The organism is Actinomadura sp. 3N508 (genome assembly GCF_044326375.1).
Lineage (GTDB): Bacteria > Actinomycetota > Actinomycetes > Streptosporangiales > Streptosporangiaceae > Spirillospora.
The window spans coordinates 623941-637910 of record NZ_JBIRAX010000003.1; the positions used below are offsets into that span (position 1 = coordinate 623941).

The following is a 13970-nucleotide window of genomic DNA, read 5'->3' on the forward strand; positions in this document are numbered from 1 at the left end:
AGCGGATCCCGTTCACTTGATCGTCAGCGAGGAGAGGTATCCCCGCAGGTTGCGGGCGGTCTCCTCGGCGGAGTCGCCGCCGAACTTCTCCAGCGCCGCGTCCGCGAGCACGAGCGCGACCATCGCCTCGGCGACGACGCCGGCGGCGGGCACGGCGGTGACGTCGCTGCGCTGGTTGATCGCCTTGGCGGGCTCGCCGGTCTTCACGTCGATGGTGTCGAGCCGCCGCGGGACGGTCGAGATCGGCTTCATCGCCGCCCGGACGCGCAGCGCCTCGCCGGTCGTCATGCCGCCCTCGACGCCCCCGGCCCGGTTCGTCCGGCGGCGGACGCCCTCGGGCGTGCCGTCGATCTCGTCGTGCGCGCGGGACCCGGGGCGGCGCGCGGTGGTGAACCCGTCGCCGAGCTCCACGCCCTTGATCGCCTGGATGCCCATCAGCGCCCCGGCGAGCCGCGCGTCGAGCCGCCGGTCCCAGTGGACGTGGCTGCCGAGGCCGGGCGGGAGCCCGTAGGCGAGGACCTCCACGACGCCGCCGAGCGTGTCACCGGCGCGCTTCATCTCGTCGATGTGCGCGACCATCGCGGCGGAGGCGTCTGCGTCGAAGCAGCGCACCGGGCTCTCGTCCACGAGGGCGAGGTCGCCGGGCTCGGGCAGGACGCCGTCGGGCGCCTCGACCTCGCCGAGCGCGATCACGTGGCTGAGGACGTCCACGCCGAGGGCCTGCTTGAGGAACGCCTTGGCGACGGTGCCGAGCGCGACCCGCGCCGCCGTCTCCCGCGCGCTCGCCCGCTCCAGGACGGGCCGCGCGTCGTCGAAGCCGTACTTCTGCATGCCGACGAGGTCGGCGTGGCCGGGCCGCGGCTGCGACAGCGGCGCGTTGCGCGCCTGCGCCGCCAGCACGCCGGCGTCCACGGGGTCGGCGGCCATGACCGTCTCCCACTTGGGCCACTCGGTGTTGCCGACCTCGATCGCGACGGGACCGCCCTGCGTCATCCCGTGCCGGACGCCGCCGACGATCGTCACCTGGTCCTGCTCGAACTTCATCCGGGCGCCCCGCCCATGGCCGAGCCGCCGGCGGCGCAGCTCCTCGGCGATGTCCGCCGAGGTCACGCGCACACCGGCCGGCAGCCCTTCCACGATCGCGGTCAGGGCCGGGCCATGGGACTCCCCCGCGGTCAACCAGCGCAGCATGCCATTGATCCTATTGAGTCCGGGCCGCCGGACGTGACGGCGTCCGCCATCTGAGAAGCTCGGCGCCGGAGGTGGGGCGGTGCGGGAGCAACTGCTGAAGCAGGCGCGGGCGTGCGCCGAGCTGGGGTCGCCGATGTACGCGGAGCTGCTGGCGCGGGCCGCGGACGAGGCGCCGGATCTCCTCGCGGACGTGCTCGGAACGCGAAGAGAGGCCGGATTCATCATCGGGATGCTGGGGACGGTGCACCGGCTCGTCCTGGAGGGGCGCGTGCCGGATCTCGCCGCCCACTACCCGACCGCGGGCGGGACCGCCGACCCCCTGGAGGCCTGGCCCGCGTTCCGGGACGTCCTGGCCGCGCACACGGAGGAGATCCGCGCGGGGCTCGCGGACCCGCCGCAGACGAACGAGGTCGGGCGGGCGGCTCCGCTGGTCGGCGGCCTGCTCACCGCCGTCGCGGCGCACGGGCTGCCGGTGCGGCTGCTGGAGATCGGCGCGAGCGCGGGCCTGAACCTGCGCGCCGACCGGTTCCGCATCCTGCACGGGCACGGCGGCTACGGACCGGACTCGCCGGTCGTGCTGCCGGACGCCTGGCACGGCACGCTCCCGCCGGACGTCCCGCTCACCGTGACCGAACGGCTCGGCTGCGACCCGGCGCCGCTCGACCCGGCCTCACCGGAGGCGCGGCTGCGGCTGCTGTCGTACGTGTGGCCCGACCAGACGGCGCGGGTCGAGCGGCTGCGGGCGGCCTTCGAGGTCGCCGCCCGGGTTCCGGCGACGGTCGTGCGGGCGGGCGCCGCCGAGTTCCTGGACGGTCTCGCCCCGGCCCCGGGCGCCGTGACGGTCGTGTGGCACTCGACGATGCAGCCCTACATGTCCGGGGACGAGGCGGCGCGCGTCGTGCGGAGCGTGGAGAACGCCGGGGCCGCCGCCACCGCGGACGCGCCCGTCGCCTACCTGACGTTCGAGGCCCGCGACGCCTCCCGCCTCAACGCCGTCCAGGTCGTGACGCTGCGGACGTGGCCGGACGGCGACCGGCGGATCCTCGGCGAGGGCCCCGCGCACGGCCTCCCGGTCACCTGGTTCTAGGCGATCTCGCGCCAGTCGAGGACCGGCGCGACACGGTCCCTGACGGCGGCGAGGAAGCCGAGCCGGTTGGCGCGGAGGGCCGGGTCCTCGGCCATGACCATGACGTCGTCGAAGTAGGTGTCGATCGGGGCGATGAGGGCCGCCGCCGCCTCGTAGAACTCCGGCAGTGACGGGTCGCCGGGAAGTTAGGCCCGGACGGCGCGGAACGCGGCGTCCAGGGCGCGTTCGGCGGGTTCGGTGAAGAGCGCGGGATCGTAACCGGCGGCGGTGCCGTCCGGGACGATGCGCAGCGCGCGCTGCAGCGCGGTCGTGAGCTGCCCGAACCGGGACGAGCGGAGCAGCCTGCCCAGGTCGGCCGCCGCCTGCGCGGCGCGGGCGGGCGCGCCCGCGTGCGGGAGGACGGCCCGGACGACGTGCACGGGATGGCCCTCGTCCAGGAGGTTCTGCTCCAGGCGGCGAGCGGCGAACCGTTCCGCTTCCGCGAGCGCTTCGGGCTTGACGCCGACGGGCTGCTGACGGGCGGCGACGGCCAGGCCGTCCCCGACCGTGACGGGCGCGAGGCGCGGGACGGCCCGCAGGATCGCGGTCAGCGCGAGCGCGGCGCGCCGCAGGCCGAACGGGTCGGAACTCCCGGTCGGCGCGGACCCGACGGCGAACAGGCCCGCGAGCAGGTCGAACCGGTCGGCCACGGCGAGCAGCGCCCCGGCGATCGTGGCGGGGAGCGCGTCCCCGGCCGAGCGGGGCAGTTCCATCTCGTAGAGGGCCTCGGCGACGGGCTCGCCCTCCCCGGCGCGGCGCGCGTACTCGCGGGCCATCGTCCCGGCGAGGCTCGACAGCTCGATGACCAGCGAGGACGCCAGGTCGAACTTGGCGAGGCGGGCGGCGCGGCCGAGTGCGGCCCGCTCGTCGGCGGTGAGGTCGAGCCGGCCGGCCAGCTCGGCGGCGATCGCGGCGATGCGCGACGACCGGTCCGCCATCGAGCCGAGGCGCTCGGCGAACGTGAGCCTGTCGAGGCCCTCCTTGAGCTGCTCGGGCGTGCTGCGGAGATCCTGCCGGAAGAAGAACGAGGCGTCCTCGTAGCGCGCGCGGAGAACGGCTTCGTTCCCTGCCCGGACGGCGTCGTGGTCGCATTCGCCGTTGGCGACCGTGACGAAATGCGGAAGGAGACGGCCCGTGGACGTCCGCACCGGCAGGTACCGCTGGTGCTTCCGCATGACCGTGGTGAGGATCTCTTCGGGCAGGTCCAGGTATTTCTCGTCGAACGAGCCCAGGATCGCGACGGGCTCCTCGACCAGGTTGACGATCTCTTCGACGAGGCCGTGCTCGGCGCCGAGGCCAACGGCTCCGCCGTGGCGGCGGGCGAGCGCGGTGGCGTCGTCGATGATCCGGGATCGGCGGCGCGCCGGAACCGGCTCGATCCCGTGTTCGCGCAGCGTCGCGACCAGCGACGACGCGTCCTGGATCGCGATGCGCGGCTCGCCGGCCGTGCGGTGGGCGTGCGTGACCCGGCCCGCCGTGAGGCCGGAGACGGTGAACGGGATCTCGTGGGCGTCCAGGAGCGCGAGCAGCCAGCGGATCGGGCGGGCGAACGACAGGCCCGGCGCGTTCCACCGCATGTTCTTCCCGGCGCGCAGCCCCGCCACGATCTCCGGGAGCAGCCCGGCCAGGACCTCGGCCGCGGGACGTCCCGTCACCCTCTTGACACGTCCGGCGTACTCCCCGCCCCCCACGGTGACCTTCTGGACGTCCGTCGCCTCGATGCCCTGGCCGCGGGCGAACCCCAGCAGCGCCCGCGTCGGCTGCCCGTGCTCGTCGTACGCGGCGGCCAGGCGCGGCCCCTTGACGACCTGCTCGGTGTCGGGCTCGCGGGGCTCCAGGTCGCGGACGAGCACGATGATCCGGCGCGGCGTCGCGCACGTGTCGAGCGAGGACGCATCGGTGACCAGGCCCGTCCGCTCCAGCGCGGCGAGGAGGCGGGCCGCGACGTCGCCGGCCGTCCGGGCGACCTCGTGCGGCGGCAGCTCCTCGACCCCGATCTCCAGCGCGAGCGTGCCCGGCGCCGCGAGTTCCGGCGGCGCGGCCGGGGCCGCTGCGGGGGCCGGGCGGGTCGCGGCGTCGCCCAGCGGATGCCCGAGTTCGGCGCGGCGCTCCACCCACAGCGCGGCGACCTCGTGGGCGAGGCCCCGCATCCGCGCGAACGCGCGGGCCCGCTCGGTCGTGCCGATCGCGCCGCGCGCGTCGAGCACGTTGAACGTATGCGAGCACTTCAGCACGCAGGAGTGGGCGGGGACGGGCAGGCGGGCGTCCAGCATCCGCCGCGCCTCCGCCGCGTACGCCTCGAACAGCTCCCGGTTCGCCGCGATGTCGGCGTCGTCGAGGTAGTAGCGGCTCATCTCGTACTCGGCCTGCCCGAACGCCTCCCCGTAGGAGAAGCCGGGCGCGTACTCGATGTCCTTGAAGTGGGAGACGCCCTGGAGCGCCATCAGGATGCGTTCCATCCCGTAGGTGATCTCGACGGACACCGGGTCGAGGGTCAGCCCGCCGGACTGCTGGAAGTAGGTGAACTGGGTGATCTCCAGGCCGTCCAGCCAGACCTCCCAGCCGAGCCCCCACGCGCCGAGCGCGGGCGACGCCCAGTCGTCCTCGACGAAACGGACGTCGTGGGCGCGCAGGTCGACGCCGAGCGCGGCGAGGCTGCCGAGGTAGAGGTCCTGCGCGTCGCCCGGCTCCGGCTTGAGGATCACCTGGAACTGGGTGTGGGTCTGCAGCCGGTTCGGGTTGTCGCCGTAGCGCTGGGGGGTGGTGGGGCGAAGCCACGGGGGCGGAACACGTCGTCGGGGCGGACGCTCGGCTCGGCGTAGGCGACCCGCCACGGCTCGGGGCCGAGGACGCGCAGCGCGGTGGACGGGTTGAGCGTCCCCGCGCCGACCTCGGTGTTCATCGGCTGCGCGATGAGGCAGCCGTGCCCGGCCCAGTAGCCGGTGAGACGGATCAGGGCGTCCTGCATGGTCGGCACGGGGATCTCCAAGGTCGGCGGGACGGCAAGCCTAGAAGCTCAGCGCCCGCGACCTCGCTCGATCGCGATCCGTACCGGGGAGGACTCGGGGAGCGGGCCGGACGGGACGAGCGGCGGCTGCGCCATGAACCGGGGCCGCGTCCCGCGGTGCGGCTGCGCGGCGTGCACCAGGAACGGATGGCACAGGTAGACGTCCCCCGCCTGCCCGGTCGCGAGCCGGACGGGGCGCCGCTCGGTGGCGGGCACCGCCCGCTCCGCCAGCTCCATGAAGGCGAGGCCGTCCTCGCCCGCCGGTTCGAGGATCGGCGGGACGTCCAGGTGCGACCCGGCGCGGACGCGGGTGGGCGCGTCGTCCTCGCCCACGTCCGAGAACAGGAACAGCATCAGCAGCGCGCGGCCCTTCGAGGCGAGGTTGACCCGGTAGGCCATGAAGTCGGACGGGTCGTCGCCGGGGAAGCTCGCGTCGATGTGCCAGCCGTCGTCGCCGGGCGGCTCGTCGCTCGGGAACCGGACGGGGAACGTGCCGAGGCCGCCGCGCGGCTCCCACGCGCCCTCCCCGACGACGGCGTCGAACGCCGCGTGCAGGCGGGGCGTGTTCACGGCCTCCCGGAACGGCTCCTGGGCGTAGTCGCCGAGCCGGACGACCGGCCGCGTCCAGGTCGCGGGGTCGTCGGGGTCGCAGCCGGTGTCGCGCCAGAGGATGTCGCGGCAGCGCGCCGCGAGCCGCGGCGGGAACGCCTCGTCTACGCGGACGAAGCCGTCCTCGGCGAAGGCGTCGATGTCGATGTCGGTGGCTGGCACCGCCCCAGCCTGGCAAGCGCGGCGGCGGCGACGCCACCGATTTTCAGGCGCGGCGGCTGACGCTCAGCTCGACGCCGCCGACGATGTGGCCGCGCAGGAGCTCGGCGAGGCGGTCGGAGACGCGCTGCACGGTGCGGCGCTCGTCGTGGCCCTCGACGACCGCGAACCGGACGGCCAGCTCCGTCGACTCGCCCTCGGTGACGCGGACGCCGCTGACCGACTGGTCGGAGCCGAACGCGGCCTCGATGGCGGCGAGGACGTCCGGGTCTTCGTGCGGGGGCGGGACGGGGCGGCCCTCGGCGAGCAGGTGCAGGCGCAGGCCGTCCACGGCGAACGGGACGGGGCCCGCCACGTCCACGACCAGGGCGTCGGCGCCCTCGTCCAGGGTGGCGCGGCAGGCGTCGCCCGCGCGGACCGCGACCGGGCGGGCGTCGTCGCGCCACGCCTTCATCGTCTCGGTGCAGGTGAAGCCGAGCACGCCGCGCCGGCCGTCGTCGCCGATCAGCGTCGGCAGCGCCATGTCGCTCGACTTCTCCCGGCGCAGCTCGCCGGCCTGCACGTCTTCCTCTTCGGTGAGGACGGCGACGATCGGCACGAGCAGCCGCACGCCCTGCAGCCTGCGGAGCACCACGTGCGCGCCGACGCGGCCGGCGGCGTACCCGGCGAGGGCCTCGCAGAGCCGCGGGTCGGCGCTGCCGTCGTCCTCCGGGAACTGCGGTTCGGGAATGGTCAGTCCGGACACGGCAGGAAGGCTATATCCTCCGGCGACCGCTGTGTGTGGTTATTCGGACACTCTCCGTTCCGATCCCGTCACCCGAGGTCGGCGATCGCGGCGACGGTGCCGCCGCCGGACGGCCCCTGATGCACGGCCGCGACCGACACGAACACCGCGGGATCGCCGGTCACGGACGCCGCGACGCCGCCGACGCACGCCTTGATCTGCCGGTGCCAGTGGACGTCGGAGTCGTCCAGCATGATGTTGCGGCGGCCCCGGACCGAGCCGGACGGGTCGGCCTCGCACTTGATGAACACGTTGACGAGCCGGTCCCCGAGGTCGGACGTTCGGGGCCGGTCGGGCAGGTCGAGGCCGGCGGAGGCGATGGCGTCCCAGATGCCGTCGGCGTCGAGGGCGTCCCTCATCACGCCGTGCCCTGCGCGGTACCGGCCGCCGATGCCGCGCACGTTGCCGACCACGACGATCTGCGCCCGGTCCAGCTCCACGCCCGACGAGCACGACGCGACCGACGAGTACAGCGACAGGTCCTTGTGGATCTGCGCGGCGGACGGCGGCTCGATCTCGCCGAGCGCGACGGCGATGCCGAGCGCGGTGGTGGAGTTGGAGATGTCCATCGACTTGAGGGTGTCCTCGGTGACGACGTCGTGGCCGCGCGCCTTGGCGTCGTTGATCGTGTCGAGGGTGAGCAGGGGTGTCTTCGTCTGGACGTAGTGCACGTCGGCCGGGTCGTCGATCCCGGCGATCTTCATCGCCTGCCGGACGCCGGCGGCGACGGTCTCCACCATCGCGGGACGGCCGATGTCCTCGGGCCGGATGATCTCGCTCATCGCGACGCCGACCGACAGCCGCGGCTCGTCCGACTTCGGCGCGGTCGCGGGGTCGACGGTGGCGAACACGGTGGCGTGCGGGCTGAGGACGCCGTCGGTGCCGCCCGACCACACCAGCGGGACGCGCCCGACCTCGTCCGCCGGGCGGGTGCCCCTCGCGATCAGGACCTCGCGGAACGCGCGGTCGGCGAGCAGGCGGGTGTAGTCGTTCACGCCGCCGTTGCCCTCGGTCTTGCCGACGACGGCGAGGACCCGGTCGGCGTCCAGGACACCGTCGTCGATCAGCCGGGCCAGCCCGGACGCGTCGGTCACGCTCTCGATGGGGATCTTGCGGACTTCGATCGGATCGGGCACGTCATCGCTCCTCAGCTGCTCTGTTCGCTCTCTACCCCGGGTCACGCCTCGATGATCGTCCCGGCCTCGCCGCGCACGGCGGCGCCGAGCCGGGCGAGCGACGCGATCGCCGCGCGCCGCCGCCCGCCGGCCGCGACGAACCGCCGCACCGCCTCCACCTTCGGGCCCATGCTGCCGCCGGCGAAGTGCCCGGCGGCGGCCAGCTCCGCCAGCTCGGCGGGGGTCGTGCGGCGCAGCGGGCGGGCGTGCGGCGTCCCGAACCCGGCCATCGCGTACTCCACGTCGGTGGCGATGACCAGGGTGGACGCGCCGAGCCGCCGGGCCAGGAGCTGCGCCGCGAGGTCCTTGTCGACGACGGCCTCGACGCCGCGGAGCGTCCCGTCCACGCGGGCCACGGGCACTCCCCCGCCGCCCGCCGCGACGACGACGTGCCCGGCGTCCAGCAGCGCGACCGCCGCGTCGGCGTCCAGGATCTCCAGCGGCTCCGGCGAGGCGACGACGCGCCGCCAGCCGCGCTCCCCGAACGGCCGCCACACCTCGCCGCGCGCCATGGCCCGCCGCGCGTCCGCCTCCGGGAAGTAGCGGCCGATCGGCTTGGCGGGGGCCGCGAAGCCGGGGTCGGAGGCGTCCACAAGCGTCCGCGTCACCACCGTGGACACCGGCCGCCCCGCGCCCCGCCCGGCCAGCGCCCGCTCCAGCGCGTTCATGATCATCACGCCGACGGTGGCCTGGGTCTGCGCGCCGCACCAGTCCAGCGGGACCGGCGGCACCACGCCCGCCGCCAGCTGGTTCTTGATCAGCAGATTGCCGACCTGCGGCCCGTTCCCGTGCGTGAGCGCGACCCGCGCGCCCGCCGCGACCAGGTCCGCCACCGGCCCCATCGCCGCCTCGATCGCCGCGGCCTGGGCGCCCGGCGCGGCGCTGCCGTCCGGCGCGGTCATGGCGTTGCCGCCGAGCGCGATCAGGACCCGCTCACCGTCGAGCGAGGCCGTGCCGTTCCAGCTCACAGGCCGAACGCTAGCCGCGCCGGACGCCGCGCTCATGGGCGAATTCCGCCCAACGGGCGCCGCGTCTTCGGCAATCCGCGCCGATCAGCGGAGGCGGGCGAGGCGTTCCACGGCCTCGTCGATGACCTCGTCCTTCTTGCAGAACGCGAAGCGGACGAAGTGCGCGCCCGCCTCGGCGTGGTCGTAGAACACCTGCGTCGGGATCGCGACGACGCCCGCCTTCTCCGGCAGCGCGCGGGCCAGGGCCATGCCGTCGGTGAAGCCCAGCGGCCGGATGTCGGCCTGGACGAAGTAGGTGCCCTGCGGCCGGTAGGTACTGAACCCGGCGGCCTCCAGCCCGGTGATGAGCCGGTCGCGCTTGGCCTGCAGCGACTTGCGCAGCTCCTCGACCCAGGGGAGCTCGTTGGCCAGCGCGTACGCGGCGGCCCGCTGGTAGGGGGCGCTGGCGGTGAACGTCAGGAACTGCTTCACCGTCTGGACGGCCCGGACGTACCGCGCGGGCGCGGTCACCCACCCGGTCTTCCAGCCGGTGACGGAGAACGACTTGCCCGCGGACGACACCGACACCGTCCGCTCGCGCATGCCGTCCAGGGTGGCGAGGGGGATGTGCTCGGCGTCGTCGAACGTCAGGTACTCGTACACCTCGTCGGTGATCGCGACGAGGTCGTGCTCGCGGCAGACGCCCGCGATGGTCTCCAGCTCGGCGCGGGTGAACACGGTCCCGGCCGGGTTGTGCGGCGAGTTCACCAGGATCGCCCGGGTGCGGGGGCCGGCCGCGGCGCGCAGCTCGCCGGGGTCGAACGTGAAACGCCCCTCGACGGGACGCAGCGTGACGGGCCTGCGCACGGCCCCCGCGAGCGCGATCACGGCCGCGTAGGAGTCGTAGTAGGGCTCGAAGACGATGACCTCGTCGCCGGGCTGGGCGAGCGCGAGCACCGAGGCCGCGATGCCCTCGGTGGCGCCCACGGTGACGAAGACCTCGGTCGCCGGGTCGTACGACAACCCGTACCGCGCCTGCCGCTGCGCGGACACCGCCTCGCGGAGTTCGGGAAGTCCCGGCCCCGGCGGGTATTGGTTCGCGCCGGTCCGGATCGCCTCGACGGCCGTGTCCAGGACGGCCTTCGGGCCCTCCTCATCTGGGAAGCCCTGACCGAGATTGATCGCGCCGGTCCGGACGGCGAGTGCCGACATCTCGGCGAAGATCGTCTCGCCGAATTCCTGCATCCGCGTTACGAGAGGCTCGCTCACGCCGACCAGACTAACGGGCCGTCAGATCCAGCCCATGTCGTGTGCGGCGCGGGCGGCGGCGGCGCGGGTGGGGGCGCCGAGCTTGGTCATGGCGGTGGAGAGGTAGTTGCGGACGGTGCCCTCGGAGAGGTGCAGCTGGGACGCGATGCGGGCCGTCTCGGCGCCGGTTCCGGTGAGGCGGAGGATCTCGCGTTCGCGGTCGGTGAGGGGGTTGTCGCCCGCGGCCATGGCGGTGGCGGCGAGCTCGGCGTCCAGGTAGCGGCCGCCGTCGTGGATCCTGCGGATGGCGGCGGCGAGTTCCTGGGTGGGGGCGTCCTTGGCGACGAAGCCGCGGACCCCGGCGGCCATCGCGCGGCGCAGGTAGCCGGGGCGGCCGAAACTGGTCAGGATGCAGATCGCGCAGCGGGCGCCGGACGCGGTGAGCCGTTCGGCGACGGTGAGGCCGTCCACGCCGGGCATCTCGATGTCGAGGACGGCGACGTCCGGGGCGTGCTCGGCGACCGCTGCCGCGACCTCGTCGCCGCGGCCGACCTCGGCGACGACCTCCAGATCGGGTTCCAGGCCGAGCAGCGCGGCGACGGCGCCGCGGATGAGGTGCTCGTCGTCGGCCAGCAGGACGCGGATCACGCCGTCCTCCCGGCGACCGGCTCAGCGGGTGCGGTGTCCTCGGCGGGCGCCGGGAGCGGGACGGCGGCGCGCAGCAGGAAGCCGTCGCGGCCGTGCCGGCCGGAGGAGATCTCGCCGCCGAGCACGGCGACGCGCTCGGCGAGCCCGGTGAGGCCCGAGCCGTTCCCGTCGCCGTCCCCCTGGACGCCGTCGTTGCGCATCTCCAGCACCACGGACCCCTCGTAGGCGGTGAGGGCGACGGCGCAGCGCCGCGCCTCGCTGTGCTTGATCACGTTGGTGGCGCCCTCCCGGATGACCCAGGCCAGCACCGAGCGGACCTCGGGCGGCAGCGGGTCGGGCGGGTCGCCGATGTCGCAGCGGATCCCGGCGGCCTCCAGCACGGCGCGGGCCCCGGCCAGCTCGGCGTCCAGCTCGGCGGCCCGGTACCCGCTGACGGCGGAGCGGACCTCGCGCAGCGCCTCGCGCGCGGTGCGGCGGACGTCGGCCATCTCGGCGCCCGCGCGGGCCGGATCGGTGCTCGCCATCCGCATGGCCAGCTCGCTCTTCACCGCGATGAGGGAGAGGCTGTGGCCGAGGAGGTCGTGCAGGTCGCGGGAGAAGCGGAGCCGCTCCTCGGTGACCGCGAGCCGGGCGAGGGCGTCGCGGGCCGCGTGGGTCTCCCGGTGCATCTCCCACATGCGGCGCTGGTACCGGTTGATGAACACGGTGACGAAGCATCCGAGGACGTAGATCCCGAACATGAGCGGAACGAGCCCGTACCAGGGGACGGGTCCGTCCGGGGCGAGACGGTGCGCGGCGACCGTGGTGAGGACCGAACAGAACGCCGCGACGGCGACGCACATGGCGGCCATCTGCCGTCGGCTGAGCGGTGACAGCACCACCGCGGACACCCAGAAGACGGGTATCACGTTGAACAGCGGGCCGGTCAGGATCATCACGCTCAGCGCGGCCGCCAGCGTGCCGCTGAGCACGATGTCGCGGCGCGACGCCCCGTCCGCCAGGCCCGTCCTGACGAGCCGCGCGTAGTACCAGCTGAGCAGGGCCAGGCCCGCGAGAACCAGGACGGCGAGGGGGACGCCGATGTGGCCGTCGGTGTAGGCCATGCCCACCCCGACGAGGCTCGGTGCGACGAAGCCGACGGCCGCGCACTGGAACGAGCGGTAGGTGACCCGCTGGTAGCGCTCCAGCCTGCGGGTGTCACGTGCCTCGAGGTCCGCCGTCGTCGCGACCGTCATGTCCGTCTCCTCCTCGTGTCGCACTGTAACCGGTTCGGCACCCCGCATCAGGCGTGCCGGGGCTCCCAGCGGAACCAGCGCGCGGCGAGCACGCGGCCGAGCACGACCCAGAACGCGAGGACGGCGAACGACGGCAGGCATGCGCGCCAGCCCTCCAGGATCCCGACGGACGGGTGCGCGGAGTGGTCGTGGAAGTCCTGCCCGAAGTACCCGGTCCTGGTGATCTCCACGACGGGGCTGAGCGGGGTGAGCCGGCTGATCTGCGCGACCCAGCCGGGCAGGTCGTCCAGCGGGAACATGACCCCGCCGCCGAGCATGCAGCCGAACATGATCGGCAGGACGATGAGCTGTGCCAGCTCGGCGCTCGGGCTGACGCCGGAGAGCGCGAACGCCAGGGCCGTGAAGACGGCGACGCCGCCCGCGAGGCCCGCCAGAAGGAGGACCGGGTCGGCGGGGAACCGGCCGCCGAGGGCGGCGCCGAGCACGACGAGCAGCGCCAGCGCCTGGGCGGCGTACATCGCGATCGCGGTGAGGACGCTCCCGCCTGTGATCTCCGCGTCCGACAGGGCGGTGCCGCGGAGCCGTTTGAGGGTCAGGTCCTCGCGGCGGGCGGTGAACACGGTGACGAGGTTCATCAGGACGGCGAAGACGAGGAAGAGGCCGAGGTGGCCGGTGCCCTGCAGGAGCGCGGCGTCCACGCCGTCCATGTCGATGCCCTTCATCGGGACGAGCATCCCCGCGAACACCGCCGGCAGGCCGAAGACGGTGACCAGGGACGTCTTGTTGCGCCACAGGAGGGTGAGGTCGAGGCGGGAGACGCGGAGCATGGCGGGGAGGGAGACGGCGGGAAGCGAGGTCGCGGTGAGGTTCATCGGCCGGCTCCTTCGGCGGCGGTGGCGGTGCGGAGGAAGACGTCTTCGAGGGAGGCGCTGCGGGCCTCCAGGCCGTCCAGGCGGATCCGTTCCGCGTCGGCCCAGCGCAGCAGGTCGTACAGGCCCGCCTGGAGACTGGGGCCGGTGACGGTGTAGGTCGCGACGGCGCGGCCGCCGTCGACGGTGATGCCGGGGCGGGCGCCGCTCAGGTCGGGGAGTTCGGCGACCCGGAGGTGCTCGGGCATCCGGAAGGTGATGCGGTCGCCCTGGCCGGCGACGACGTCGGCGACCGTGCCGGACGTCTCGATCCGGCCGCGGTGCAGGATGGCGAGCCGGTCGGCGAGCTGCTCGGCCTCCTCCAGGTAGTGGGTGGTCAGCAGGACGGTGGTGCCGTCCGCGACGACGTCCCGGACGATCTTCCAGGTGGTGTGCCGGGCCTCGGGGTCCATGCCGGTGGTGGGCTCGTCCAGGAACAGCACGGCGGGGCGGCCGAGCAGCGCGAGCGCGAGGTCGAGGCGGCGTTTCTGGCCGCCGGACAGCTGCCGCACCCGGACGCCGGCCTTGTCGGTGAGGCCCGCGAGGGCGAGGGCCTCACCGCGGGCGCGGGGCGCGGGGGTGAAGCCGCGCCAGTGGTCGACGGTCTCGGCGACGGTGAGGTCGGCGAAGAAGCCGCCCTCCTGCAGCATGATCCCGATCCGGGGGCGGACGGCGCGGCGCTCGCGGTGCGGGTCGCGGCCGAGGACCCGGACCGTCCCCTCGTGGACGGGCCGGTGCCCCTCCAGGGCTTCGAGGGTCGTGGTCTTGCCGGCGCCGTTCGTGCCGAGGAGCGCGAACAGCTCACCGGCCCGGACCTCGAAGGAGATCCCGGCGACGGCCTCGAAGTCCCCGTACCGCTGGCGGAGCCCGTCGACGCTGATGGCTGTGCTCGTATCCATGCCCCCAGCGTCGCGAGCGGGGCGGGTCCGCCGG

At 74.4% G+C, this 13970-nt stretch carries 13 protein-coding genes; 1 reads left to right on the forward strand and 12 read right to left on the reverse strand.

Annotated features, from left to right (window positions below; all coding sequences use genetic code 11):
- Positions 1-12: 12 nt before the first annotated feature.
- Positions 13-1191, reverse strand: coding sequence for a chorismate synthase (gene aroC / locus ACH34S_RS14215; protein ID WP_395953037.1), 1179 nt, complete (start codon positions 1189-1191; stop codon positions 13-15).
- A gap of 79 nt (positions 1192-1270) precedes the next feature.
- On the opposite strand from aroC, the gene ACH34S_RS14220 reads away from it, so the two are divergent.
- The gene (locus ACH34S_RS14220; protein ID WP_395953038.1) at positions 1271-2278 is read left to right on the forward strand and encodes a DUF2332 domain-containing protein; all 1008 of its coding nucleotides are present in this window, start codon (positions 1271-1273) and stop codon (positions 2276-2278) included.
- Positions 2279-2463: 185 nt separating this feature from the next.
- Here the strand turns inward: ACH34S_RS14220 and glyS are convergent, their stop codons facing one another.
- From glyS to ACH34S_RS14275, 11 genes are all read right to left on the reverse strand, one after another.
- Positions 2464-5022 carry a glycine--tRNA ligase subunit beta gene (glyS, locus tag ACH34S_RS14225; RefSeq protein ID WP_395953039.1) on the reverse strand — a complete coding sequence of 853 codons (2559 nt, stop codon included), beginning with the start codon at positions 5020-5022 and terminating at the stop codon, positions 2464-2466.
- The gene (locus tag ACH34S_RS14230; protein WP_395953335.1) at positions 5019-5285 is read right to left on the reverse strand and encodes a glycine--tRNA ligase subunit alpha; all 267 of its coding nucleotides are present in this window, start codon (positions 5283-5285) and stop codon (positions 5019-5021) included. Before ACH34S_RS14230 ends, glyS begins: the two co-directional genes overlap by 4 nt.
- Before the next feature lie 48 nt (positions 5286-5333).
- Entirely contained in the window at positions 5334-6095 is a 762-nt protein-coding gene (locus ACH34S_RS14235; RefSeq protein ID WP_395953040.1) for a phytanoyl-CoA dioxygenase family protein, read from the reverse strand.
- 43 nt (positions 6096-6138) lie between these two features.
- Complete coding sequence (locus ACH34S_RS14240) at positions 6139-6837, reverse strand: SseB family protein (protein WP_395953042.1); 699 nt, start codon at positions 6835-6837, stop codon at positions 6139-6141.
- Positions 6838-6905: 68 nt separating this feature from the next.
- Positions 6906-8012 carry a ring-opening amidohydrolase gene (locus ACH34S_RS14245; RefSeq protein WP_395953043.1) on the reverse strand — a complete coding sequence of 369 codons (1107 nt, stop codon included), beginning with the start codon at positions 8010-8012 and terminating at the stop codon, positions 6906-6908.
- Positions 8013-8053: 41 nt separating this feature from the next.
- Positions 8054-9019 (reverse strand): carbamate kinase, encoded by a 966-nt coding sequence (locus tag ACH34S_RS14250; RefSeq protein ID WP_395953044.1) that lies wholly within the window; start codon positions 9017-9019, stop codon positions 8054-8056.
- Between the two features lie 84 nt (positions 9020-9103).
- Complete coding sequence (locus ACH34S_RS14255) at positions 9104-10267, reverse strand: pyridoxal phosphate-dependent aminotransferase (RefSeq protein ID WP_395953045.1); 1164 nt, start codon at positions 10265-10267, stop codon at positions 9104-9106.
- Positions 10268-10288: 21 nt separating this feature from the next.
- Complete coding sequence (locus ACH34S_RS14260; protein ID WP_395953046.1) at positions 10289-10894, reverse strand: DNA-binding response regulator; 606 nt, start codon at positions 10892-10894, stop codon at positions 10289-10291.
- Complete coding sequence (locus tag ACH34S_RS14265) at positions 10891-12129, reverse strand: sensor histidine kinase (protein WP_395953047.1); 1239 nt, start codon at positions 12127-12129, stop codon at positions 10891-10893. The genes ACH34S_RS14260 and ACH34S_RS14265 overlap by 4 nt, the downstream gene beginning before the upstream one ends.
- Before the next feature lie 47 nt (positions 12130-12176).
- Positions 12177-13001 (reverse strand): ABC transporter permease, encoded by an 825-nt coding sequence (locus ACH34S_RS14270; protein WP_395953048.1) that lies wholly within the window; start codon positions 12999-13001, stop codon positions 12177-12179.
- Positions 12998-13936 (reverse strand): ABC transporter ATP-binding protein, encoded by a 939-nt coding sequence (locus ACH34S_RS14275; RefSeq protein ID WP_395953050.1) that lies wholly within the window; start codon positions 13934-13936, stop codon positions 12998-13000. Before ACH34S_RS14275 ends, ACH34S_RS14270 begins: the two co-directional genes overlap by 4 nt.
- Between the last annotated feature and the right edge of the window lie 34 nt (positions 13937-13970).

Bases quoted from the DNA above. Each gene is read 5' to 3' on its own strand.
- ACH34S_RS14230 (WP_395953335.1), bottom strand. From the start codon at position 5,285: ATGCAGGACGCCCTGATCCGTCTCACCGGCTACTGGGCCGGGCACGGC.
- ACH34S_RS14275 (WP_395953050.1), bottom strand. From the start codon at position 13,936: ATGGATACGAGCACAGCCATCAGCGTCGACGGGCTCCGCCAGCGGTAC.
- aroC (WP_395953037.1), bottom strand. From the start codon at position 1,191: ATGCTGCGCTGGTTGACCGCGGGGGAGTCCCATGGCCCGGCCCTGACC.
- ACH34S_RS14270 (WP_395953048.1), bottom strand. From the start codon at position 13,001: ATGAACCTCACCGCGACCTCGCTTCCCGCCGTCTCCCTCCCCGCCATG.
- ACH34S_RS14265 (WP_395953047.1), bottom strand. From the start codon at position 12,129: ATGACGGTCGCGACGACGGCGGACCTCGAGGCACGTGACACCCGCAGG.